Here is a 21920-nt window from a genome sequence, read left to right as displayed (position 1 = left end):
AAAAGATAAGCGCCCGACATGCCTCCATTAAAAGAGTCATACCAGGCGTCATCAGCTTCTCAGGGAAGCGGTCAAGGAAAGGTGGAACGCCATCACCTTGCCGGACATTGTTCAACTTTTTTTGCCGGGAGGCAAGAATGGAACATTCATTGTCAAAATACATCCACATAAACGCAGCGGCACGATACAACGAGCTGTCATGACATCAGCGCAACGCAACACCTTCATTATGCAACGATAAAATCAAACATAGCCAGTGCAATAAAACATAGCAAATACTATATATTATTGATTTAAAAGATATTTTTGCATTCACCCCATTTACATGGCAGCATGACACTCACTGCTGTTTGATTCATTTAACCCGTTTACCCACAGGCGGGTATTGAAAGGTACACACATGAGCTTCTATGCACTTCTCATTCTGGCATTTGGGATGTCTATGGATGCCTTCGCGGCATCGATCGGTAAAGGGGCGGCTCTTTATCGTCCGCCGCTGAAAGAAGCGCTGCGCACTGGCATCATCTTTGGCATGGTCGAAGCCACCACCCCGGTGATTGGCTGGGGGATTGGCCTGGCCGCCAGTCAGTACGTTATGCGCTGGGATCACTGGATTGCCTTTACCCTACTGATGCTACTCGGAATACGTATGGTATTTGAGGGGATGAAAAAAGAGGGGCTGGAACCGGTGAATGCGCCCAGGCGGCACGGCTTCTGGTTGCTGGTCACCACCGCTATCGCCACCAGCCTGGATGCCATGGCGGTTGGTGTGGGCCTCGCATTTCTGGATGTGAATATTATCACCACCGCCCTGCTGATCGGCCTTGCGACCACCTTTATGGCCACGACGGGAATGTTGTTAGGTCGCTTCCTGGGGGCAGTGATTGGCAAATGGGCCGAAGTGATGGGTGGCGTGGTGCTGATCGGTATCGGCTGCTCTATTCTGCTGGAACACCTGGCAGTCTTTGCCTGATCTTTATTTCCTCGTCAGTTCAGCGAGACACATACCTCAACGGACACGCCGGTCTTAAGTGCACAGAGCGCTATCACTCATCATAACAGAACGCTCAGCGGCCCGTTCGTTACGCTGAGTCCGACAGATAAATGCCGGTTTTGACCGTGCGTTTAAAGGCCCTGCCTTACCTGGCGGGGCTGGATTGCGGTAATTAGCGGAATACGGAGATGGCTTCTGCCAGACGAGTGACCTGATTATTCAACCGACCTGACGCTTCCGCGCCTTCCTGAACACGGTCGGCATTTTGATGGGTGAGTTTATCGAGCTCTTCTACCGCCAGACTCATTTGGCTTATTGCCGACGCCTGTTCAGCCGTCGCCTGGCTAATATGTTCTATCAACTGGGTGACATGTTTAACCTTACCGACAATCTCCTGCATTGCTTTCCCGGCATCGTCGGCCAACTGACTGCCGGAGCGAACCTGCGCCACGCTGGACTCTATCAGCGCTTTTATTTCGCTGGCTGCGCTGGCGCTACGCTGGGCAAGGGTACGAACTTCACCAGCCACCACGGCAAAACCTTTCCCCTGCTCGCCCGCTCGTGCAGCTTCTACAGCGGCATTCAGTGCGAGAATGTTGGTCTGGAAGGCAATGCTGTCAATAATGCTGGTAATACTGGCGATTTGATCGGAGCTGGAACCAATATTGCCCATCATCTCTATCATGCCGCTCATCACTTTACCGCCCTGCTCAGCCGCTTCACGCGCTCCTTGTGATAAAGCACTGGCTTCGGCGGCGGTAAGGGTATTGCTTTTGACGGTGGCCGCCAGCTCATTCATTGTTGCCGCTGTTTGCTGCACATTCGCTGCCGCCTGATCCGTCTGACGGCTCAGACTATCGTTTCCTTTACATAAGGCATCTGCGGCATTCAGTACGGTCACAGCCTGGCTACTGACATCATTGATCAGCCATCGGAACATCAGGCCGAGCTGGCCGATTGCCCGCAGGGTGACGCCGACTTCATCTATGCGTGTAGGTTGTTCCACCTGCTGCGTCTCTCCCGTTGCCACCTGCAGGGCCTGATGACACAAACGCTCGACGGGACGCACAATTTGCATTTCCAGCCATGCCATCAACGCAAAAAGCAGTATTGCCATTGCCCCCGAAAATATTCCCATCTGCCCGGGCGTCAACTGGCACAGCGCGCCAACGAGTAAACTCAACAAAAAGGTCGTTATTAATGCCGATCGTAGCCGCCAGCGTAATGGCATAGTGACAAACCATGAACGCCAGCGCATAAACCCTTTACGAATGATCAACCCCTTAAAAAGGCGTTTGCCGTTTGCACTCCCCTCACGAAATTGCTGATACAGCGATTCAGCCCTGGCGACTTCGTCATCATCAGGCTTAGTGCGTACCGACATATATCCTTTCACATCACCTTTGCGGATGATCGGGATTGCGTTAGCGCGAACCCAGTAATGATCGCCATCTTTGCAACGGTTTTTTACCAGGCCGCTCCACGGCTCTCCCTGCTTAAGGGTAAACCACATATCTGCGAATGCGTGCGGCGGCATATCAGGATGACGAACCAGATTATGCGGTTGCCCCTCAAGTTCACTGAGCGAAAAACCAGACACCTGAATAAAGGCATCATTAGCGTAATTAATATAACTCTCAGGATCGGTTGTAGACATTAACGTCGCATCATTATCAAAAACGCGTTCTTGCTGTGTTACAGGGTGATTCTCACGCATAGAATGTATTCCCCATAAAGCTTAAGAGAGTTTAATTTATATTAAAGGTCTGTCGTTATGTTGGAAGAAACAAGATAAACGCAATGAAATTATGCTATTGAAATAAAAAAACCGTTTATCTCAGCATAGCTCACAAACAGATTTTATCACCATAAAATGCCACTTCTATAATCTACGACAATTATTTCCACTTTAAAAAAACTAAGCTTGCTTATCATTCTCTTCGTCAGTGAATGCCGTTTACCAGACGTAAAGAAAATAAAAATTTAGCCTTAAAGTAAATTATTAATGCTATTTAAAAAGGATATTTCAGAGGCGCTGAATTGTATTTTAAGTACACTTCAATTAATGATGAGTTATTTTGGTTAAGTAAGCGGGGCTACGCCCCTTACTTATAAGGCAGGCGGCAAAGCAAGCTATTTTTGCCCGGGACGCCCCTCCTCAAGGGATTCGCTATTTGCTTGATTTATAATGGCTTTAGCCATCCATTGTACGTTATCGATGACCTGCTGATTGTCCATACCCCAGATATCTTTCATCACCAGAAAGACTTCTGACCCGTACAATAACGAAAAGGCAGCAATGACCTTGCGATACATCTCGGGCGAATATTTTTCCTTGACCGGCTCCATCACTCGAGCAAGTGTCGCTTTACGATTACCACGGACCAGCTTTTTTTCCATTTTATCCGGGGAGTGGCGCTCAAGCGCCCACTGCTGCAACGAAACAAGCAGCGCGGCGCGCAGAGCACCTTCATGGCGGAACATTTCCGGGAATGCGAAATCGAATAATTCGGCGATACGCTCACCGACTTTATCTTCGCTTTTGGGTTTCCATTCCCGAATAGTTTCCAGACTTGCACCAACGGCAGCAGCAATAAGATCGCTTTGAGTGGGGAAATAACGATAAGCCGTCGCCCGTGAAACACCCGCTTCCGTGGCTAACCTTGAAATGGAGGGGATCTCCCCCTGCTCAAACAAAACTAACGCCTTATTCATCAATAAATCATACGTTTTCTTGCGCGTTACAGATGGCACCAAAGCTTTCTCTCCATACATCCAGACTTTCCCAACCACACCCGTTGTAACACAAACATAGCAAATCAACACTCGCCCATCCAGGTGGCGCAAATGCAAATTTATAAACGACCAGGAAATTAATTACCTTAAAAAACATATGGTTAATTTTAACATTAAAAAATAATTGAGACAACCGTCTCATTTATGCTAGCTTTTTTGAGACGACCGTCTCAATCGCTGCTACATTTTTTGAGACGGCAGTCTCAATCGTTGCCAAAAATGCATTTCACTCTTCCGACTTTGAAATACTCGTTACAAAAGTGAGTTTAGTTAAGGAGAACACGTGAGCAAAGACAATGGCTACATATACGTCGTAACAACTCTTGACACGAAAAGCACGGAAGCTTTTTACGTTAAGTCGCTAATTAAAAAAACAGGCGCCGATGCGCTCATCGTTGACCTGACGACAGTCGCTGATAGTTCCGCAAGGGGTGCGGATATTACAGCAACAACCGTGGCCCGCTTTCATCCTGAGGGAGAAAGTGCTGTCTTTTGTGGTGACAGGGGAAAAGCTATCACCGCGATGTCTCTCGCCTTTGAGTTATTCTTAAAAAGTCGTGAAGATGTGCTGGGCATTATCGGATTAGGGGGATCTGGCAATACCGCATTAATTACGCCAGCCATGCAGGCCCTGCCGATTGGCATTCCCAAACTGATGGTGTCAACGATGGCATCCGGAGACGTATCCGGTTATATCGGTGCCAGCGATATCGCCATAATGAACTCTGTCACCAATATTTCAGGCTTAAACCGAATTTCCCGCAAAGTTTTAAAAAGCGCAGCTAACCAGATTGCCGGTGCAGTAGTGTTCTGTCAGAACGACAGCGAAGCCGTCACAGATAAACCCGCTATTGGCCTCACTATGTTCGGTGTCACGACACCCTGCGTGCAGCAATTAACACAAAAATTAGAAAACGATTATGACTGTCTGGTTTTCCATGCCACCGGTAGCGGAGGTAAGGCAATGGAAAAACTGGCAGATAGCCACTTATTACACAGCGTACTGGATATCAGCACGACCGAAGTATGCGACTACCTGTTTGGCGGCGTTCTGGCCTGTAGTGATGACCGCTTCGGCGCGATCGCCCGCACTAAAATCCCGTATATCGGCTCTTGCGGGGCACTTGATATGGTTAATTTTGGGTCCCGGCCTTCGGTACCCGAGCACTATCGGGGTCGTCGGCTTTATCAGCACAACCCACAAGTAACATTGATGCGCACAACACCAGAGGAAAACGGCAAAATGGGGACGTGGATTGCCGAGCGTTTAAATCGATGTGAGGGAGAAGTCAGATTTGCTATCCCCATGGGCGGTTTTTCTGCCCTGGACAACATTGGCGGGGATTTCTGGGATCCAGAAGCAGATCAGGCTTTTCTCGATGCGTTTAAGGCTGCATTTATCGAAACGCCGCATCGTAAACTGATCGTCAGCCCACATCACATCAATTCTGCCGAATTTAATCAGCTACTTATAAATTTACACAAAGAATTAATTCACTAAAGATGGAATTAAAGCCATGAAACATACGCGTGAAGGATTATTGCAAAAATTTCATCAGATGATTGCCCGGGGGGAACCCATCATCGGCGGCGGAGCGGGCACAGGTTTGTCGGCAAAATGCGAAGAAGCCGGTGGTATTGATCTGATTGTCATTTATAACTCAGGTCGTTATCGCATGGCAGGTCGTGGTTCATTAGCCGGGCTGCTGGCCTACGGCAATGCCAATGAAATCGTTATGGATATGGCAAAAGAAGTGCTGCCGGTTACCAAAAAAACGCCTGTCCTGGCGGGCGTGAACGGCACTGATCCTTTCTGCCAGTTTGATAAGTTTCTGGATGATATTAAAGCGATTGGCTTTGCTGGCGTACAGAACTTCCCGACCGTGGGGCTGATCGACGGTAATTTCAGGGCTAACCTCGAAGAGACCGGAATGGGATATGCGTTAGAAGTGGATATGATTCGTCTGGCGCATGAAAAAGGCCTCTTCACGACGCCTTATGTCTTCAGCCGCGAAGATGCCATTGCGATGACCGAAGCCGGTGCAGATATTATCGTGCCACATATGGGGTTAACCACCGGCGGGAATATCGGCGCGGAAACTGCTCTCACTCTGAAAGACTGCGTACCATTAATTAACGATTGGGCGAAAGCGGCAAAAGCAGTGCGTCCGGATGTTATCGTCCTGTGCCATGGTGGCCCCATTGCGACGCCAGAAGATGCAAAATTCATTTTAGAGAACTGCCCGGAATGTAACGGCTTCTATGGCGCAAGCTCTATGGAGCGCCTGCCAACCGAAATAGCATTAACTGAGACCACAAGGCAATTTAAAGCAATAAGAAACTGATCAGGAGCAGGTGTAGCCTGATAATCGATCCACCTTTTACCGGGGTTTGTATATGCACCCCGGTTTTTTATTGCCTGTTATTTTCATGGCCCGACATCATGCTACTTTCAACTGACCGTTTTTTACGCACCAGGACAGCAGACTTGCCACCTTCAGGTCGCGAAGTTTATCCGCATCCGGCCCCGTAATTGCCCGTTGCCATGTCATTGCAACGAACAACCGTAATTGCATTTCAGTCCGTGGTGTGACTCATTTGCTTAAATAGCACGCTTATTATATAAAAGTTTTGGCTTTCCAGAGCGACTATGGTTAATCCTTCAATATTTCCATATCCGATCGCCTCCTGTATACTTCACAATCAAGTAAAACACGTGTGCTCGTTATAATTTGATTATTTTCATTGGCTACCAGGTAAAATAATGAATAACACAACTCTTTTCCTTAAAAACATTCATTTGCTAGCACAAAAACTCAGTTGGATTGAAAGTGATTCTGTCATTGATGAATTGAAAGATTTATTTATTACAAATAGTAGCCTTTTACATGATGATGAGAGCACCACATCTTTTATCAATAAACTTATTTATTGTGCTGAAAAAAACGTTACACCAGAGGATGTTGAAGAATTAATATCACATCTAAATTCTTTTTTTATATATTATCTTTCAACACAATCGTTTCACGTCATATTTGTTGGTGAGGACTGGGATTCATATCAACGCAACGCTCTTTTCCTTCCATTCAATATGGAAAGGATCACTTCATTTAATGTTAATCTGGAAACAGATCCAGAAGACATACGCCTGGATCTGGATAACGAGACACTGGTCCCAATACTTGTCACCGATTACTTCGGATTTAACTTCCTCAAAAAGAACAACATACAATTTCCTGATATACTGACGGCGCTTCAATTCCCGGAAAAGAACACAAGCCGTTTTCATACAGATATTGGCTATATCCCGCTTCTCAACTCCCGTTATGAAAAGCTCATCAATGAACCAGATATTAAGAGTGTAATATTAGGTTCATCATATGCATACCAGGGGTTCCCTCAGGAACTCTTAGAAAACTCAGTAAACCTGTCATTATTTTCTGGTGATTTTACTTTATCATATAGTCTGATTAAAAAAATAACCGAAATAACAAGCACAAGAAACTTTATTATATGCATTGGCCTTTATGATGTTTTTTTCGAGTTTTCAATGGGCGAAGCAACAACATTTCCAGTGTCTCGCTATTTCTGCAAAAGCCATAATATTGAATATAATTTCAGAAGCAAAGTTGAAAAACCGAAAAGTGAAACAGACAATCACTCTCTCCTGGGGCCTCTGGATTTACTGGTTCAGCAGATCTGTAAAAAAAACCACCCTCATTATTTTAATGATGAAGAGTTATCAAGATTAAATAGTTTACTGCTTGATGAAGCGATCGTGCAGGAATCAGTCGATTTTATTAATGCAAGAAATAATTCTACCGACTTTTCATATTCATCCGTTGATATCCTTAAGCGCGTAAAAGCACTGGCAAAAAATTGCCAAAGAAAACATAGCTTTGAAAATAATAAAAAAATCCTTTCCTCTTTACTATCATTAATTGATGAAACAAATTCAAACTTTCATTTTATAGTTATGCCGTTCACTCAGTTTTACGTTGAAAACTTCGATAAAACCCTTAAAAATGAAACGCTGACGTATATTAAAAGCATTGTTAATGACAATAATGTTTTCATGACGGACTTGTCCACACATAAAGCATTTACTCCAGAAGATTTTTATGATTCGGACCATTTAAATTTTAATGGTGCAAAAAAACTCTGTAACCTTGTTAAGGAATTAGGGTTCGATATTTAACATACGAAAATTAAACACCAAAAAGAGTGCTTTTCTTTATGATTTAACGCCAGGAAAGCAGCTCTGCGGCCTCTGCCCTGGCGATCTTCCGTCGGGGCGGAGGTCAGGATTTGCCATCATCTCTCTTTTCAGCAGCGCTCTGCGAAAAGATGCATCGCCACGGAAAATCAAGACACTTCCGAATCCTTGATAATACTGGTTTTCATATTCTGCTGGTGACATCTGATCGCCAGAACCATGGCGACGCTTACTGTCATAAATCATTTCGATGTAATCAAAAATATCGCTGCAGGCTTCTTCCCGCGTTCCGTAGATCTTTTTCTTTTATCCGCTCACGCTTCAGCGGCTTGAAAAAGCTTTCTGCAACTGCGTTGTCGTGACAGTTCCCACGACAACTAATACTGCCCTCCAGGCCGAGTGATTTCATGAACGACTGCCACTTCTGACTGCCCTGATTCGAGTAAACCAGCACCTGTTTTTGGGGATTACACCGCCATACAGCCATCAATAGTGCGTTGAGGAAAATATCTTTTGTCTCCGGGGTTGCATCGACCAGCCGATAACTTTTCGCGAGAACAGGTCAACAACCACGGCCAGACATCTCGCTACACTGAACTAACTTTGTTGAACGCATCAGCGGTAGCAAACTTGCCAGAATAAACGACGGGTAATATCAACGTCAGGAAGCGGGAGGTGTAAGAGGCTGAATCTCCTTACTGTTAACCCAGCCGCGAATCGTTTTTCCTGTTCCACTAATAAACTCAATTTGCGTCCAGCCCGCTTGCGTCTGTAAAACCCCCACTACATCATCCTTAACAATCCATGCCTTACGTCGGGTACCGACATCTGCAGTTGAGCTCAGATAAACACGCTCAGCATTCGCCTGTGCCAACGTTTGCCAGTGCGTCTCTTGTGTTTTTTCCAGTTCAAGGCCCGTATTAATTTCAGGCATTAGTACGTTCATACACCCGGCATGCGTTTGGCCGTCTGGGATCGTCAGTTTTATGCCGTCCGTGCTGACGCTAATTTGACCTGGTAATACTGATGTGGACCATGAGGTAATTGAATTCGTTTCCTGTGCGGAAACCTGCCCTGATAAAGAAAATGAACAGGTGCGTTTCACGCCACCCTCAGCAGATTCTGCATAATAACCGGTAATATGCCCGGCAGGTGATATAGCTAACATTAAACCTTCATACACTCCCGAATGGAGGCTGCTGGCATGAGAAGAAACGGCTACCATTAATAGTGGAAAAGCTAAGGTCGTTCGTATTACTCGATTGTTTATCACTGTTTCTTCTCCAGTCCATTATATGTTCTACGGATTTTAATATCGTAATCGCCGAAATCACTTCCGTTATAGTTGAATGCCATATTATAAAAATCTTTATTCATCATTGCCGATAACAATGCGCTATTCTTATTACACAAATGTAGAAAGGCACTTAACTGTTTACCTGCATTTGATTTCATATCTTTCAAAAAAGAACCAAAAAAGAAAAAAGACGGGGCTATCATTAGCCTGCCTGGGTATTGTGTTAATAAAAAATGTTAACAATGCTGTAGTTGTCGAGAAAAGTTTTTTGTTTACAAGGCTTAACGGTATAACAATGGAAACATACCGAAATCAGTAAACGGCAAAACGCGCCATAATGCAGAGAGATTCAAGGTATAATGGCGATGGAATAAAGCTGAAAATGCAACTTATGGAGCGGGCGAAGGGAATCGAACCCTCGTTGAAAACAAGTCGGAAACTTGCTTACCCATCCCAACATTGTACAAACGGCTGTACCTGATAGCGTGACTTTATAGGTTAAATAGTCATGTCTATCAAGCACAATCAGTATCTTTTTCAAAGCAATAACGGCTTATGGATATTCCAAATCTTTGTACCTAAGTACATGCGCCATCTGTTCGGCAACAAACGGGCATGGCGTATATCCACGGGAACCAGAGACATTGTAAAAGCTCGACATTTCCGCAATCACATGCTGATTGAGTTCAATAACATCAAGACTTTATTAAATCCAGAACGTGAAGATATCCGCATTCAGAACGCGCTTAGCTCCCTGCAAATCTCGTTAAAACAGGCCAGCCAGAAATCCCCTGAAACTACACCTATTTTAACAGCAGCCCCTAAGCTGTCCGTTATCCGTGACGAGTACATGACGGTGTACAGTGAGCGCCGGGCGTTCTCCACATTGAGCAAAGCGGCCAGAGCCGTAGAAGTGTTTCTCCACACCATCAAGAAAACAGATATCGCTTTAGATAAAATCGGGCGTCGGCTCGTTACAGAGTTCGGCGACGCACAGCATCAAGACGGCGCAGCCCCGCAAACCGTGCAAAACTGGTTAACCTCATTAGGCAGTCTCTATGAATTCGCCAAAAGGCGTTATGACCAGATACCGGACAGCAACCCATTCCACGGCCATAATCTGGAAGCCCGCCGCACCATCGAAAGTTACCAGCCATTTGAATCTCACCAGCTACAGGCATTAACAAAAAAGGCAGGTAGCGAGATACGAGACGTAATAATAATCGGGCTGTATTCCGGGATGCGTCTTGATGAAATAGCCAGCATTAAACGGGATGAGGTTGTTACCATCGGCGGCGTTAGATGCTTCTACGTCAGCAAATCCAAAACAAAAGCGGGCATAAGGCACGTCCCTATTCACTCGCTGTTATTTGGCATTGTTGATAAATACCTCGCGCAAAACAGCGGGGAGTACCTGCTTCCCCAATCCAACAAAATTAAACGCGCCGATGGTAAGCGTGGCCCGTGGTACTCGCAGACATTCACACGGCTACGCCGTCGCGTGTTGCCAGCGGCAACAGACCGTCAATGCTTCCACTCCCTGCGTGGTCACTTTATCACCTGCTTAGATAGGGCTGGCGTACCAGAACAGCGCATAGGAGCCATTACCGGACACACAGAGAAGAAGGCAAAGACGGAGGCGTTCAAAACATACAGCCAAGGGGCGGAAATGAAAGAGCTATCGAATTACGTGGAGCTGGTCAGCTATCCAGAAATTGAGGCCATTACGCCGGGCATCACTCAGGATACGTAACAGTCAGTCCCCGGTACTGGCGGCGGTACGCACGAATCAGCGCATCCGCCGCCGCTTTCGGCAGCCTCGCCATGCGCCCGACACGATACCCACCCTCCGCCGAGTTTGCAGCGCGGTGCGTCACAGCCCGCACGCGCCCGGTGCGGTGGCAGTGGTCAAGCACAGCAGACTCCAGCCGCAACGGTTTCCCGGTCATGGCACAGCGTCGGTACTGATAATTCCACAGAAAGACACGAACGGCGGCCACATCCGCGCGGCGCAGTTCCAGCCTTCCGGGGGAATTCAAAACGATGTTATACACATCATCAAAAGCATCGGCGTACTTTACCCGGTCAGCCAGCGACATATTGCCGAGGCGCTCAAGATAACCGCGCAGTGCCTTGCGCATTTTCTGGTCAAGCGTTGCCATTATATATTTCTCCATGCAACCAGCGCTCTAAATCCTCGCCGCCATTATCGGCACGTTTGCAGGCTTCGTACTCTTCCCGCTGGCGTTGCCGTACCAGAGCATAAAGCTCGGCGGCCATCGCGTTAACTTGTTCGTCACTGATACCCCTGCGGCGCTGATACCCCAGCAGGTTACGAAATTCAGCCTCAAGCTCAGGCACAGCGGCATCCAGCACCCATTGCTTAAGGTCAAGCAGTAGCCCCGTCCTCGGCGGCGGCTCGATGTACCGCCATTGCAGGCGAATCGTTGTCATGGTTTTTATCTCCGTTATTGGTGGAGTGGGCTTCACGGGAGTGGGCTTCACGGAACCGCTTAAGCGTTTGCACCATAAGGGCGGCGGCGTTCTCTTCCCGGCGCATTTCTGCACATCGTTCGTGTTCAGCTTTCCAGCACAGCAGGAAGAAGATGGTCAGCACCTGCTTGCTGTTCCCCTCCAGCAGTTCGCCCAATCCTTGCTCAGTTAAAATTCCGTGCCATACGGCAGCGTGCGCCGTTGGGTGTTCAGGCACGGTCACACCAAGCACAGTCCCAATCTGGGACATGAGTTCATCACCATTGCCCGGTCGCAGCCGTGGCAGTGAAACACGGCTAGCTTCGGCCAGCAGTTCGGCGTAACGCTGGCGGCGCGGGTCATCTTCGGCTAGCGGCTTAACAGGTGGTGGGAGTTCCGGCACCGGGTCATCATCTTCAACAGAATCTGACTCATCGGCAGGAGCCTCCACGACAGGGGCAGGCGCAGCGCGGCGCTTCCCCTTCCGGCTCGGCTTCCGCACTTTCGCATCCTCGCGCTCTTCGGCTGTCACCAGCTTAAGGTTGACCAGTCGGTTATCAGCCTTATCGCCGTTGATGTGCAGCACCTGTGCCCCGCTGGGGATTTCACCATGAGCAATCGCCCACGCTGCCCGATGCGCAGACACGGCGTTACGCCTCCCATTAACCCTGACGGATACCCTGCGGCTGCCATCGGGCGCAATGAACGTATCGGCCAGCTCCCCGGCGCGGTCACGCCGTTTGCCTTCGGCGTGTGTCAATCGGCCAGTGTCGGCGTCATAGGTGAAAAGTTCCCGCAACAGGGATGGATTCTCATAAGGCTTCATCGTGTTCCCCGTTAGGCAGCCTGCAATAAATCGGCTGGCGTTGATGGGTGGTATCTGGCTTTAGCTTTCAGGTACGCAGCACGAGCCGCCGCTTCGGTAGCGAATAAGCCAAGGTGATGACGAACACCATCGACTCGGATGTATGCTTCCCACTTTCCAGAACGAGCGTGGCGACTGTAGCCTTTAGCTTTGCGGTAATTGTGCTGATTCTCCTGCGGTGTAACGATGCGAAGGTTAATCAGTCGATTGTCATCGCGCACAGCGTTGATATGGTCAATCTGCATCCCGGCAGGGATACCGCCATTTGCAATGATGAAAGCGACACGGTGTGCATAAAGCATGTGGCATTTGCCATCGCCCCGAACAGACACGCGCCGATACCCGGCGCTGTCCCTCGCTGTGTCAGCCAGATTTCCAGCCTTAGCATAAATCCGCTTATTGGCTCCTGTCCTGTCCACTGCATGAAACAGGCGACCAGTCTCTTCATCATACCGAAACAGGGAGCGCAACAGCTCCGGGGCGTAAGCATCATTAACCATGACTCAGCCCCTCCAGTTATGCAGCTTGTCGGAAATTGATAACGCAGTCCGGGCGGCGCAGCCCAACATTGAACAGGCGATATGAGTCCATCACCATCGTCATTTCGCGTTCATCATCCCACTGGCGATTGATGACGCTCTGCGCTTCGACCGTCAACAGTACCGAGGAAGGTTTAAACAGCGTCGCCCTCGTCAGCGCTTCCTCTGCGGTAACGTCATAATCAGCGCCCAGTTCATGCCCGGTAATGGCTTCCTGCGGGTAACTATTCAGCTCGATAACTCGCACCCCAGCGACATAGCCAACACGACGCCATGCGTAATCGTTGCCACTATCCCGGCTGTAACGGACGTTCATCAGCTTCTTATGTTCCATCAGGATGCTGAACCAAGCCGGGTCGATAAGCAGTACCAGCTCGGCCACCGGAATATCTTTCTCAGTGAGGAAGCGATTAGCAGCCGCTTTAATAGCGTGAACCAGCTCATTTGCCGCGTCCTCTTCACTGCCCGTGGTCAGATTGAGCGGGACAACGTTATCTGTAAGCGGGTTAAACGTTGGTTGCAGTGTCGGCGGTGGTACAAAGTCAGTCGCTTTAATTAGCTGGATGGTGTGCGCTTCGTCGTAGAACTTCGCATGGGCTGTCCCCATGTTGCGGCTCAGCTCTGCACGATAGGTGGGCGCTGTCCAGTCGTCCTGATAGTCAATCGGGATGCGGATATAACTCAGCGTATCCACAGAGATAATCAGCTTGTCCGACTTAACGGCGGTAGGCTCCAGCGATTGCCCTGCGGTTCTGCCCTTCACCTCAAGATCACCACTCAGGCGATCAACACGATATTGGTTGCTAGCTTTCAGCGGCTTGTATGTGCTCAGCCCCTCGGCGAGAAACACGCTCTTTGACTCAAGGCGGGTCTGAACGTCCCGGTCATAAGCCTCGATGTGAATATCATTGTCGGATTCCACCCCGCCATAATGTGGGCGAAACAGATCGGGACTGTATGAAGTATCAGCCATAACAAAACTCCTACATAGGTTGATTAAGCCCGCGCCATCGTCAAGGCACAGACGTGCGGATTCCTCCCGCCGAGGCAGGATTCAAAGCGATGGGAAATAAGGGTTAAAACGAACTATCGATATTTAGTCTCGGAGTACCCGAAACTGGCTTTGCGAGGCCAGAGCTGGCGCGGCTCTCAGCGATTAGTGGACAGCAAACAGTGCAAACGCATATCCTACATTAATGAACACTCATACGCGCCATGTTCAGCACCGTATTTACAGATGATTTGGATACGCCAACCTTCTCGGCAATGTAGCGATTCGACTGGCCTTTTGCAGAGCGATCAATAATGTCTGCGCGTACAGCCTCAGTGATTGCCTTGCGGGGTCTGGCTCGGTTCCTCTCGTGCCGTTCACGTTCGCGCATACGCTCGGCCATCTTCGGCGGCAACTCCGGGGACAGGCCACGGCTAACGCCAGAGGTGCGAGTATCAGACGTGGCAGACCGGGCAACGATATAAACCGCTTCGTCTGGATTAAAAGCATGGGTAACTTTCTCGCCACGAGTCACAGCATCGGCACGCACCCACTCTACAATTTCGGGGCGGTACGCATCAGGATTAGAAAGCACATCCCGGATGTACGCAGGATTCAGTACATCAGGTGTTGCAGCAGCGCGGCGGGAGCGCGAACGAGAGCGAGCGCCCAGCGGCAAGGCGTATTCAGGACGCACGTCAACGACACGCTCGACAGCGTGGAAATTCTGGATACTCATAATGAACCTCAGATGATTAAAAACAGGCTTTCGGAAGCCGCATGTGGTGCGGTTCTCAGGGGTTAGTGGACAGTAAGTAGTAAATTCGCAGGGTCAGGTGTCCAGTCGGACTTGCAGCCCACAATGCACCGTCAGGCGCTGGCATCGGAATCAGGCAGCCCAGCGTTGCGCGGAATTCCGCTCAGTAAACCAAGCGACCATCGTCTGGCGCTTCTCTTCGCCAAGCGTCCCGGCGCGGTACGCATCGTATTCAGCAACACCCCAGCCAAAAGTAACGAGGCATTCAGCGACACGCGTCAGATGGTCGGGGCTGGTGCTGGGGTATTTATCAAGCAGAATGGAAAGAATGCTATCGACCGAGTGAGATTGTTTCTCTACCTCGGTCAGGACTCGGATTCTATTCTCATCGTACATATGGAATTCTCCAGTTAGCGCCCGGCACGCTTCCCGGCGCTGCGTTGAGCAACCAGCGCATGATACTGCTGGTCGTATTCTCGCGTGCCAGCACCCCGGCCAGTCTGTGCAGCCCATTGATTCAGCGCATCGTACGCCGCGATGAATTCAGCGTGTGACATTCCGACAGGTTGCGCTGCGGGCTGACCATATGTGTTCCCCTGCGACGGGACATAACCAGTGGCAGAGCCAGCGGCCATACGCTCTTGCAGGTACTGAACCGCCCGCTGCATCTGCGCAGGGTCGCCAGACATAACCATACGTTCAAGGGTGGATTGCGTCCCAGCGTCGAGAGTGCCAGCGTATTGCAGCATGGCGTCAAAGCTACCCTGCCCTAACTGGCTTTCAACTGACTGATGGAATTGACCAATCAGGCTTTGCATCTCGGCGGTGTACTCGACAGTCGTCCCATCCATAAGGGGAATGGTATCCCCAACCTGAATAGTTACATCGGCGTTCTGGTCTTGTTGGTTCGCGATATTGCCATTGTTCCACTGTCCGCCATCGTTGCCGTTAACGGGTTGCGTTTTCAGGAAACCAGCATCAGCAGGCGCGGAGCTAAAGCGGGATGCTCCATTGTCCGCGCCAACAGGTGGAGCGGTGTACGGTGATTGCTGGGCTGGAGATTGACCAGCGTCTGATAAATACGGGTTCTGATTGTCAGCCATAGTTAAGCAACCTCTTTAACGAGAATGGATTTCTGCGCCAATTCCAGCAGCATGTGTACAGGAACGCAGCGTTCCGGGATTCGCTTCATGCCGTGAATCATTTTGTTAACATCCTGTCTGTCCACCTGATACGCGCGGGCGATATCGATTTGTCTCATATCAAGCGTCGCGGCGATGAACTTCAATTGCACGCCACCCTCAGTGGCGGTGCGCGGCTGGATGAGGACAATCGTCTTAGCAGCGCTATCTAAAATATTCATGGTAAATTCCTCATTAAATTTCGTGGGTCACAGCAGGCCGCGACTGCGAAGCCAGCGGCGTTCACCCACTGAGCCACGCGGACGCTGGCGGCGTCCACGGGTGGCGGCTGGCTGTTCAGGTGCAGGTTCGCCAGTCAGGTTCTGCGTCAGGATGCCCCAGTCACGCGACTGCATGGGGGCATAACCTTCTCGTTGTTCGTCCAGATTCGCATACCGGGCAGGGTCAAACGCCGGGTTAATGATTTCGTGGGTGTCGTTCTCGTCCATCATGCGGCCTTACCGTATTTGGAATTAACGGATTCCAGAATGTCGGGATAAGACCAGCGATTACGCAGGCAGCGCTGCGCATGGGCGATGGCTTCTACAGGCACGCCCAGCTTTTCGGCAATCTCGGCAGCAGGCCAGCCAAAGCGCTCTAACTTGTGGATTTCGTCAAGGTCGGCACTGAACAGGCGACGCACTGCTTTCATTTTCTCCGGCTTCGCTTTGACTGGTTTTGGTGCCGGGTGCGTATGGGCGTTCTGGAAGCGGGAATGCGCGATAGCTAACACAGTGGCCGGACGAATTAACATATCGCGGGCGATTGCATATTCAGTGTCCCAGTGCCCTTTGCCGGGTTTGTAGCGGCGGCGGATGGTTTCATATTCGGCTAGCGTAATGTCGGCGTCATCCTTCCACTGGTCGGCGAGGTCGTCCACGTACTGGCCTTTGATTACTAAGTCCACATCCACCGGGTCGAGTCCGGTTGCAGCAACAATCTCACTCAGGTTCATCAGCTCGCGTTTGGCGAGTGTGTTAATGCGTTGGATTTCGGCCAGCGTCAGCGGGGTCTTATTAGTGGTCGTCATATGTATAAGCTCCATCAAATGAAATTTGGTCTTCAATTAGTGTGCGGATGAGGTCGAGACTGGATGCAGTGTGGACACCGCCGCCACGCCGGGCGTCGTCGTACAGAGCTTTGGCTTGCTTCTGATATTTATCAGGCAACGAGGCGAACCATTGCCGAAACTGGTGCGGCTGCATTAGTCATCATCCTCCGGAAAAACGTTATTGAATGTCGCGTCGGGTGATTCGGCGGCATTGGTCTTAAGGAAGTTAACCGTACTCGACAATTCAGCAGCCACCATACGGGACTCGCCGGATGCATCGTCTTTCAGGCGACGGATTAGGGCGTCCTGCAATAAGCACTTGAGCGTCCATGTATCGCGTTGAAACTCAGCATCAGTTTTCATTGGTCATCTCCAGCTAGAGGCAACAGGCCGAGCGCACGCAAATGTTGAACAGCTTCACGGTGAACAGTCTTGGGAAGGAATAAGCGACGTTGCACTGCGGCCAAGACTTCTTCATTAGTCTTGTGCTCCCGGTGCAATCGTCCATTGAAAACTTCATTTGCCAGCCGCCAAGTCGGCCACAGGCGGGAACCGTCCCGGCGCTTCATCCTGTTCAGGACTGACGCCAGCACCTCCCACACTTCGCAGCCATTGGTGACACAAAAGCGCATCAGTGGCGTGCTGGCTTTGCGTATGACAGCTTCCCGGTTAAGGGCGTGGACGTGACGGGAGGCCAGTCCGTCAAAGGTATATCCGTTCAAGGCATAGGCCAGTTGTGCATTAATCAGGGCGTCAGAACGCCCCGCGCGATGCAGCGCGGTTTCATCAGGCATAAGGATTTCTCCAGAAAGGAACTTAAATAGGCGAGCTAAACCGCTCAGAGATAGCGGGAGATATAGCCCCAGTTGCAGTTTTCAGGGCGGTAGAAGTAAGCCAGCTCATCAGGCACACCGGACGGCAGCGGGGCAGAGTCGGCGTCGTAAACAATCGGGTCGCCGTATAACGCCAGCTCAGACCAGAGCAGGAAAGCGCGGGCTGGCTCGCCATCGCGACCCGCACGCCCGATCATCTGCACCATGTCGGCGAGGTCGTCGGGGACGTAAGTCACAATGACGTTACGAATATCCGGGATATCTGCACCGAGACCAAAGGCTTTGGTCGCCACCAGAACAGCGCCCGGCGTTGAGGCGAACCACTCAGCGTTTGCGTGCCGCTGGTCGCGGCTCAGTCGCTCAACGTCAGAATGATAAGGCCGGGCGCGGCCTCCCAGTTCGGCGAGATAGGCGTACAGCATCTTTATGCTGTCCACCATAATCAAAACTTTCTCATCCTTCGGCAGAGCATTAACCAGACCAACAGCAGCCCGGCGCTGAATTGCGCATTGCCGGACAGGAATCAACTGAATGTTCTCTCTTGAAACGTCAGCCCGAAAGGTGAGGAACCCGCCACGACAACCCAACTCTTTCATCAGGTTAGCCTCATCCCCTTTTGGCAGGGTCGCGGTAAACGCGCACCGCTGTGCTTTAGGGAAAGCATTTTGCAGCGTGTGCTTCATTGCAGGGAGGGCGTCCCGAAATTCCCAATCGTCCACCGTGTGGACTTCATCAATGATGATTCTGTCCACGCCGTAAGCCATCAGTGCAGCAAACACTTGGCTTGATGGAACGAGATGTTCGGGAGAAATGACAGCGACACGGAAAGCGCCAGCAGCAATTCCGGCCAGTTGCTGCGCGTTGCGGCGCTTCGGCAGCTTATCGCCAAAGGCCACGGCGTGAACGTCAATGTCGCGCAGGTTCTGGAGAAGCTGGCGCTTGAGCGTATTCGTTGGAACGACAACCACAGTCAGACCAACGCCCGCACGCGATTCATAAAACAACGGGTAAGTAAACACCGCCGTTTTACCAAACCCGGTCGGAAGAACAGCAAGCACATCCCGACCATGACGGAAAACAGCTTCGGCCACGTCCATCTGCCCCGGTCGCCAGTCAAGTTTTATCGAACCATCAGAATCAAGCGGCGGCAGTAAAGCAGAGGTTGCATAGCGGTCGCACTGTGTCAGCGCTTTAAATTCGTATGGCTCAGTTGTCAGTGGCGGGACAGACGGCAGCAGAGATGAACCGCCAGCATCACAATGCAAATTCAGCTTATTGAAATTGTCATCAACAGACCTAGCCTCTCCACACCATAGTTGGCGAAACTCCGGGCTGTCTCCCAGTCTGGTGAAGTCATCGCGGCGCATCGCTTCCAGCTTGCACATGCCGCGATTGATACGGCGCATGGTCTTCTCATCACAAATCAGGAACTCGCGACAGGCTTTAAGGAAAGCGTTCTGCCCGGTTGTCGATTCTGGAATGCAGTGTTCGCGCGGTTTAAGTGCAGCGTCATCGACACGAACGCCGGGGAAGTCTGGCGGCAGCGGGTCAGCGTACCGGGCTGGCGCATCGGAAAGCCATTGCTCAATCTCAGCGCGTCGGCAGTGAATCGCGTCTCCGGGCTGGATAACCAGACGAGTATCAGCATCCGCTCGCTTACTGCGACCAATCCCGTTGAGCGCTTTCCACTCTTTAAAAAGCATCAATCGCCCGTCACCGTGATAGAGAAATTCCCCGGAACGCTCATCATAAGCGGCGCGTAAAACACCACCATCAACTTTCTTTAACTTGGCGTGAACAAGCCTGCGAGACAATAGTTCGTTGGGTGTTAGGTCAGCATCCTTCATTAAATCAGCATCAGCAGCCAGCGAAAGCAGGCGGTTTAATGTTGTTGGCATATTAAAGATCTCCAAGAAATTAAGGTAAATTTAGGTCGATATAAAAGGGGGTATTGGTGGCAGCAGCCGCAGCCGCAGCCGCAGCCGCAAAGCAACGGCGTAGTACCGTCTCTCTTCTGTAGTTGCTTTTATGTAGCTGGCAGCGTCAGCAACGCTATTCGGCGTACTGTTCTCCAGCGTGGTTACTTTCATGCCTGCAAATCCCGGACAGCCCTTGTGGCGTCAGGCGTGGAGTGAGGTTTTCGGTAGGATTACTGGCACCGTGGAATGTAGTGCGGCTGGGAGCAGCATTGTGAGTACCGCTTGCCATAGTAATTGCCTTCATTGTCAGTGATGTTATTCGGGGTGTGTCTTGCCTCAATATACACTTTTAAAGGCATACCGCCTTGTAGCCAGCGATCCATCTGCGTTATCAGAATGCTAATCAGTAGGGCAATAAGGGACGGAAAAGTTGGTGATTTGCGTTACCGTCTATCTTTAGTAGTGACCCTTATAATTATTAATAAATACAGACGGTTATAATTACCAATGGTATTGAGTAAGACTTCATAATTTAACTTATTGTATTTAAATATAAATAATCACAATTAAGGTATTTGATAATTAACTCACTACTCTATCCCCGCCGCGTTGCCTGCCACGGCAAGCACGGTTGCGTAGAGTGGCCGAGCATCACAGCGGGCGAAGACCGGGAATGAGCCAAAGGCGATGGAGCGGGCTGGCGCACAGCTAGAAGCGCAGCAGGGGAAGAGGTCTGGAGAAGGGGCGAAGCCCTGTCTCCGGCTTTAGGGAAAGCGGAGCCACTGAGGCGCAGCATTTACCATCTGAGAGATGATACCGGATAAGGGAGACATACGTAATTGTTACCTGAGTGATCACTCATTTATTCAATAATTATATTTAAATACAACCAGTTGTAATCTTAGGTGTGGTAACAGATACCTATGTACCCCTTCCCCGCCCCCAACCGGGAATTGTTCAGTGATAAATCACTTTCACAATCTGATCTCGATGCTCATCGTCTGGCACGGCTAAAGCCCCGCCACCTCTTCACATCGAGAGCTGCAAGTAAAACGAAAATACATTATAAATCATACCATTACGAGATTACGCATAACATAACCATCTGATATCAATACAAAAGCTGTAGGTCATCCATCACCCACAGCCCAGTAACGGCCAGTGCTGACACCTCATTTGGTTGTAGGTCAGCCCGACCCCACCACCCAATAACCCCGCCCGGCAGCAATGGCACGGCACCAGACGCAGCGTAACGATCTCTGAGTTAATAAATCACTTAGGGCAGCGTAACCCACACCCAACGGCTCACATCCTCGCAGAGAGGCTCACAGATCACCTCGTGACATTTCACAGCATCAACCCTCAGACGCTGACAGCCAGCTCACGCTTAATGCGGTAGAACGTTGCCCGGCTTATCCCGGCAGCTTTCATGATGCGCTCCGGTTTCACACCCTGCGCCAGCATTTCCCTGACGGTCTCGCGAGCGGCGGCATCCTTCTGACTCCCACGATAAAGCCCCTCAGCTTTGGCTCGTTCAATGCCCTGCCGCTGGCGCATCAGTCGCGTCTCGTAGTCCACGCGAGCCATTGTAGCGAGGATATCGATCAGCATTGCATTAACGGCTCTCAGAATGCCGCTGGTTAACTCTGACGCGGTTTCGTTCAGCAACTGCCACGAAGTCGGCAGGTCAACGGCAACGATCACCAGCCCTTTATCCTGAATCCTCTGTTTCAGTGTCGCCCATTCCTTTTGTGTCAGGCGGCTTAGCCTGTCTATGCTTTCGATAAGCAGAACGTCGCCAGCCTCCGCCTCACCCAGCAGGCGCATCAGTTCAGGACGCTCCAGCCGCGCACCGCTGGCGTTCTCGATGTATCGCGCAGCAATAGCCCAGCCGCGCTCATTAGCGAAAGACTCCAGCGCAGGCACGGCACGGTCGGCGTGCTGTTCAGCGGTGGATGCCCTCGCGTACAGACGAACGTTAATCATGACTTTCCCCTCCAAGTCTCAAC

26 protein-coding genes, 1 pseudogene and 1 riboswitch are annotated in these 21920 nt (G+C 50.3%); of the genes and pseudogenes, 5 read left to right on the top strand and 22 right to left on the bottom strand.

The features are described from left to right. Positions 1-35: 35 nt before the first annotated feature. Positions 36-106: riboswitch (Fluoride riboswitch) on the bottom strand. A 294-nt stretch (positions 107-400) separates the two neighbouring features. Then, positions 401-973, top strand: a complete 573-nt coding sequence (gene mntP / locus AAIG39_RS08515) for a manganese efflux pump MntP (RefSeq protein WP_343193624.1) — start codon at positions 401-403, stop codon at positions 971-973. A gap of 193 nt (positions 974-1166) precedes the next feature. Here mntP and AAIG39_RS08510 read toward each other — a convergent pair whose 3' ends face one another. Both AAIG39_RS08510 and AAIG39_RS08505 read right to left on the bottom strand, forming a co-directional pair. Then, positions 1167-2711: a methyl-accepting chemotaxis protein gene (locus tag AAIG39_RS08510; protein WP_343193623.1), complete on the bottom strand. Its 1545-nt coding sequence runs from the start codon at positions 2709-2711 to the stop codon at positions 1167-1169. A 416-nt stretch (positions 2712-3127) separates the two neighbouring features. Further along, on the bottom strand, positions 3128-3769 hold the full coding sequence (locus AAIG39_RS08505; protein WP_343193680.1) for a TetR/AcrR family transcriptional regulator: 642 nt from the start codon (positions 3767-3769) through the stop codon (positions 3128-3130). A 304-nt stretch (positions 3770-4073) separates the two neighbouring features. On the opposite strand from AAIG39_RS08505, the gene AAIG39_RS08500 reads away from it, so the two are divergent. The 3 genes from AAIG39_RS08500 to AAIG39_RS08490 all read left to right on the top strand — a co-directional run bounded on the left by AAIG39_RS08500 (position 4074) and on the right by AAIG39_RS08490 (position 7988). After that, the gene (locus AAIG39_RS08500) at positions 4074-5291 is read left to right on the top strand and encodes a Tm-1-like ATP-binding domain-containing protein (RefSeq protein ID WP_343193622.1); all 1218 of its coding nucleotides are present in this window, start codon (positions 4074-4076) and stop codon (positions 5289-5291) included. Positions 5292-5307: 16 nt separating this feature from the next. Beyond that, positions 5308-6135 carry a phosphoenolpyruvate hydrolase family protein gene (locus tag AAIG39_RS08495; protein WP_090083501.1) on the top strand — a complete coding sequence of 276 codons (828 nt, stop codon included), beginning with the start codon at positions 5308-5310 and terminating at the stop codon, positions 6133-6135. A gap of 419 nt (positions 6136-6554) precedes the next feature. After that, positions 6555-7988, top strand: coding sequence for a hypothetical protein (locus AAIG39_RS08490; RefSeq protein ID WP_343193621.1), 1434 nt, complete (start codon positions 6555-6557; stop codon positions 7986-7988). A gap of 171 nt (positions 7989-8159) precedes the next feature. Here AAIG39_RS08490 and AAIG39_RS08485 read toward each other — a convergent pair. The 3 genes and pseudogenes from AAIG39_RS08485 to AAIG39_RS08475 form a co-directional block, all read right to left on the bottom strand. Continuing rightward, positions 8160-8585: pseudogene (locus AAIG39_RS08485) on the bottom strand (IS3 family transposase); the annotation flags it as partial. Between the two features lie 82 nt (positions 8586-8667). Continuing rightward, a complete protein-coding gene (locus AAIG39_RS08480; protein WP_343193620.1) occupies positions 8668-9279 on the bottom strand; it encodes a hypothetical protein in 612 nt (203 codons plus the stop codon). Beyond that, positions 9276-9506 carry an N-acetylmuramidase domain-containing protein gene (locus AAIG39_RS08475; RefSeq protein ID WP_343193619.1) on the bottom strand — a complete coding sequence of 77 codons (231 nt, stop codon included), beginning with the start codon at positions 9504-9506 and terminating at the stop codon, positions 9276-9278. The genes AAIG39_RS08480 and AAIG39_RS08475 overlap by 4 nt, the downstream gene beginning before the upstream one ends. A 305-nt stretch (positions 9507-9811) precedes the next feature. On the opposite strand from AAIG39_RS08475, the gene AAIG39_RS08470 reads away from it, so the two are divergent. Further along, on the top strand, positions 9812-11056 hold the full coding sequence (locus AAIG39_RS08470) for a tyrosine-type recombinase/integrase (RefSeq protein ID WP_343193618.1): 1245 nt from the start codon (positions 9812-9814) through the stop codon (positions 11054-11056). On the opposite strand, the gene AAIG39_RS08465 is transcribed toward AAIG39_RS08470, so the two are convergent. From AAIG39_RS08465 to AAIG39_RS08385, 17 genes are all read right to left on the bottom strand, one after another. Then, positions 11040-11468, bottom strand: a complete 429-nt coding sequence (locus AAIG39_RS08465; protein ID WP_343193679.1) for an endonuclease domain-containing protein — start codon at positions 11466-11468, stop codon at positions 11040-11042. The two genes, AAIG39_RS08470 and AAIG39_RS08465, sit on opposite strands and share 17 nt — an antisense overlap. Then, positions 11452-11757 carry a hypothetical protein gene (locus AAIG39_RS08460; RefSeq protein ID WP_343193617.1) on the bottom strand — a complete coding sequence of 102 codons (306 nt, stop codon included), beginning with the start codon at positions 11755-11757 and terminating at the stop codon, positions 11452-11454. The genes AAIG39_RS08465 and AAIG39_RS08460 overlap by 17 nt, the downstream gene beginning before the upstream one ends. Next, positions 11693-12601: an HNH endonuclease signature motif containing protein gene (locus AAIG39_RS08455; RefSeq protein WP_343193616.1), complete on the bottom strand. Its 909-nt coding sequence runs from the start codon at positions 12599-12601 to the stop codon at positions 11693-11695. Before AAIG39_RS08455 ends, AAIG39_RS08460 begins: the two co-directional genes overlap by 65 nt. Before the next feature lie 11 nt (positions 12602-12612). Continuing rightward, the gene (locus AAIG39_RS08450) at positions 12613-13140 is read right to left on the bottom strand and encodes an HNH endonuclease signature motif containing protein (RefSeq protein ID WP_343193615.1); all 528 of its coding nucleotides are present in this window, start codon (positions 13138-13140) and stop codon (positions 12613-12615) included. 16 nt (positions 13141-13156) lie between these two features. Next, the gene (locus AAIG39_RS08445; protein ID WP_343193614.1) at positions 13157-14152 is read right to left on the bottom strand and encodes a capsid protein; all 996 of its coding nucleotides are present in this window, start codon (positions 14150-14152) and stop codon (positions 13157-13159) included. Between the two features lie 220 nt (positions 14153-14372). After that, entirely contained in the window at positions 14373-14909 is a 537-nt protein-coding gene (locus tag AAIG39_RS08440; protein ID WP_343193613.1) for a hypothetical protein, read from the bottom strand. Positions 14910-15059: 150 nt separating this feature from the next. Beyond that, positions 15060-15323: a hypothetical protein gene (locus AAIG39_RS08435; RefSeq protein ID WP_063930135.1), complete on the bottom strand. Its 264-nt coding sequence runs from the start codon at positions 15321-15323 to the stop codon at positions 15060-15062. A gap of 14 nt (positions 15324-15337) precedes the next feature. After that, on the bottom strand, positions 15338-16030 hold the full coding sequence (locus tag AAIG39_RS08430; protein WP_343193612.1) for a hypothetical protein: 693 nt from the start codon (positions 16028-16030) through the stop codon (positions 15338-15340). Between the two features lie 2 nt (positions 16031-16032). Continuing rightward, positions 16033-16290: a hypothetical protein gene (locus tag AAIG39_RS08425; protein WP_343193611.1), complete on the bottom strand. Its 258-nt coding sequence runs from the start codon at positions 16288-16290 to the stop codon at positions 16033-16035. A gap of 27 nt (positions 16291-16317) precedes the next feature. Continuing rightward, entirely contained in the window at positions 16318-16560 is a 243-nt protein-coding gene (locus AAIG39_RS08420) for a hypothetical protein (RefSeq protein ID WP_236657737.1), read from the bottom strand. Beyond that, entirely contained in the window at positions 16557-17138 is a 582-nt protein-coding gene (locus AAIG39_RS08415; RefSeq protein WP_343193610.1) for a hypothetical protein, read from the bottom strand. The genes AAIG39_RS08420 and AAIG39_RS08415 overlap by 4 nt, the downstream gene beginning before the upstream one ends. Then, positions 17125-17313 carry a hypothetical protein gene (locus AAIG39_RS08410; protein WP_110820369.1) on the bottom strand — a complete coding sequence of 63 codons (189 nt, stop codon included), beginning with the start codon at positions 17311-17313 and terminating at the stop codon, positions 17125-17127. The genes AAIG39_RS08415 and AAIG39_RS08410 overlap by 14 nt, the downstream gene beginning before the upstream one ends. Continuing rightward, the gene (locus AAIG39_RS08405) at positions 17313-17522 is read right to left on the bottom strand and encodes a hypothetical protein (RefSeq protein WP_058687090.1); all 210 of its coding nucleotides are present in this window, start codon (positions 17520-17522) and stop codon (positions 17313-17315) included. Before AAIG39_RS08405 ends, AAIG39_RS08410 begins: the two co-directional genes overlap by 1 nt. Then, on the bottom strand, positions 17519-17953 hold the full coding sequence (locus tag AAIG39_RS08400) for a hypothetical protein (protein ID WP_110820368.1): 435 nt from the start codon (positions 17951-17953) through the stop codon (positions 17519-17521). The genes AAIG39_RS08405 and AAIG39_RS08400 overlap by 4 nt, the downstream gene beginning before the upstream one ends. Positions 17954-17997: 44 nt before the next feature. Next, positions 17998-19890: a DEAD/DEAH box helicase gene (locus tag AAIG39_RS08395; RefSeq protein ID WP_248224074.1), complete on the bottom strand. Its 1893-nt coding sequence runs from the start codon at positions 19888-19890 to the stop codon at positions 17998-18000. Positions 19891-20044: 154 nt separating this feature from the next. Next, entirely contained in the window at positions 20045-20200 is a 156-nt protein-coding gene (locus AAIG39_RS08390; protein WP_343193609.1) for a hypothetical protein, read from the bottom strand. Between the two features lie 1073 nt (positions 20201-21273). Beyond that, on the bottom strand, positions 21274-21897 hold the full coding sequence (locus AAIG39_RS08385; RefSeq protein ID WP_343193608.1) for a recombinase family protein: 624 nt from the start codon (positions 21895-21897) through the stop codon (positions 21274-21276). Positions 21898-21920: the final 23 nt, after the last annotated feature.

This window comes from Phytobacter palmae, from assembly GCF_039409775.1.
In the GTDB taxonomy this organism is placed as follows: Bacteria; Pseudomonadota; Gammaproteobacteria; order Enterobacterales; family Enterobacteriaceae; genus Phytobacter; species Phytobacter palmae.
This window is presented reverse-complemented; position numbering and strand designations above follow the sequence as displayed.

Coding starts and splice junctions, on each gene's coding strand:
- AAIG39_RS08430 (WP_343193612.1), bottom strand. CDS start 16,030: ATGGCTGACAATCAGAACCCGTATTTATCAGACGCTGGTCAATCTCCA.
- AAIG39_RS08455 (WP_343193616.1), bottom strand. CDS start 12,601: ATGAAGCCTTATGAGAATCCATCCCTGTTGCGGGAACTTTTCACCTAT.
- AAIG39_RS08470 (WP_343193618.1), top strand. CDS start 9,812: ATGTCTATCAAGCACAATCAGTATCTTTTTCAAAGCAATAACGGCTTA.
- AAIG39_RS08490 (WP_343193621.1), top strand. CDS start 6,555: ATGAATAACACAACTCTTTTCCTTAAAAACATTCATTTGCTAGCACAA.
- AAIG39_RS08495 (WP_090083501.1), top strand. CDS start 5,308: ATGAAACATACGCGTGAAGGATTATTGCAAAAATTTCATCAGATGATT.
- AAIG39_RS08385 (WP_343193608.1), bottom strand. CDS start 21,897: ATGATTAACGTTCGTCTGTACGCGAGGGCATCCACCGCTGAACAGCAC.
- AAIG39_RS08420 (WP_236657737.1), bottom strand. CDS start 16,560: ATGATGGACGAGAACGACACCCACGAAATCATTAACCCGGCGTTTGAC.
- AAIG39_RS08460 (WP_343193617.1), bottom strand. CDS start 11,757: ATGACAACGATTCGCCTGCAATGGCGGTACATCGAGCCGCCGCCGAGG.
- AAIG39_RS08505 (WP_343193680.1), bottom strand. CDS start 3,769: ATGTATGGAGAGAAAGCTTTGGTGCCATCTGTAACGCGCAAGAAAACG.
- AAIG39_RS08450 (WP_343193615.1), bottom strand. CDS start 13,140: ATGGTTAATGATGCTTACGCCCCGGAGCTGTTGCGCTCCCTGTTTCGG.
- AAIG39_RS08415 (WP_343193610.1), bottom strand. CDS start 17,138: ATGACGACCACTAATAAGACCCCGCTGACGCTGGCCGAAATCCAACGC.
- AAIG39_RS08410 (WP_110820369.1), bottom strand. CDS start 17,313: ATGCAGCCGCACCAGTTTCGGCAATGGTTCGCCTCGTTGCCTGATAAA.
- AAIG39_RS08390 (WP_343193609.1), bottom strand. CDS start 20,200: ATGGCAAGCGGTACTCACAATGCTGCTCCCAGCCGCACTACATTCCAC.
- AAIG39_RS08445 (WP_343193614.1), bottom strand. CDS start 14,152: ATGGCTGATACTTCATACAGTCCCGATCTGTTTCGCCCACATTATGGC.
- AAIG39_RS08405 (WP_058687090.1), bottom strand. CDS start 17,522: ATGAAAACTGATGCTGAGTTTCAACGCGATACATGGACGCTCAAGTGC.
- AAIG39_RS08475 (WP_343193619.1), bottom strand. CDS start 9,506: ATGATAGCCCCGTCTTTTTTCTTTTTTGGTTCTTTTTTGAAAGATATG.
- mntP (WP_343193624.1), top strand. CDS start 401: ATGAGCTTCTATGCACTTCTCATTCTGGCATTTGGGATGTCTATGGAT.
- AAIG39_RS08400 (WP_110820368.1), bottom strand. CDS start 17,953: ATGCCTGATGAAACCGCGCTGCATCGCGCGGGGCGTTCTGACGCCCTG.
- AAIG39_RS08435 (WP_063930135.1), bottom strand. CDS start 15,323: ATGTACGATGAGAATAGAATCCGAGTCCTGACCGAGGTAGAGAAACAA.
- AAIG39_RS08510 (WP_343193623.1), bottom strand. CDS start 2,711: ATGCGTGAGAATCACCCTGTAACACAGCAAGAACGCGTTTTTGATAAT.
- AAIG39_RS08440 (WP_343193613.1), bottom strand. CDS start 14,909: ATGAGTATCCAGAATTTCCACGCTGTCGAGCGTGTCGTTGACGTGCGT.
- AAIG39_RS08425 (WP_343193611.1), bottom strand. CDS start 16,290: ATGAATATTTTAGATAGCGCTGCTAAGACGATTGTCCTCATCCAGCCG.
- AAIG39_RS08395 (WP_248224074.1), bottom strand. CDS start 19,890: ATGCCAACAACATTAAACCGCCTGCTTTCGCTGGCTGCTGATGCTGAT.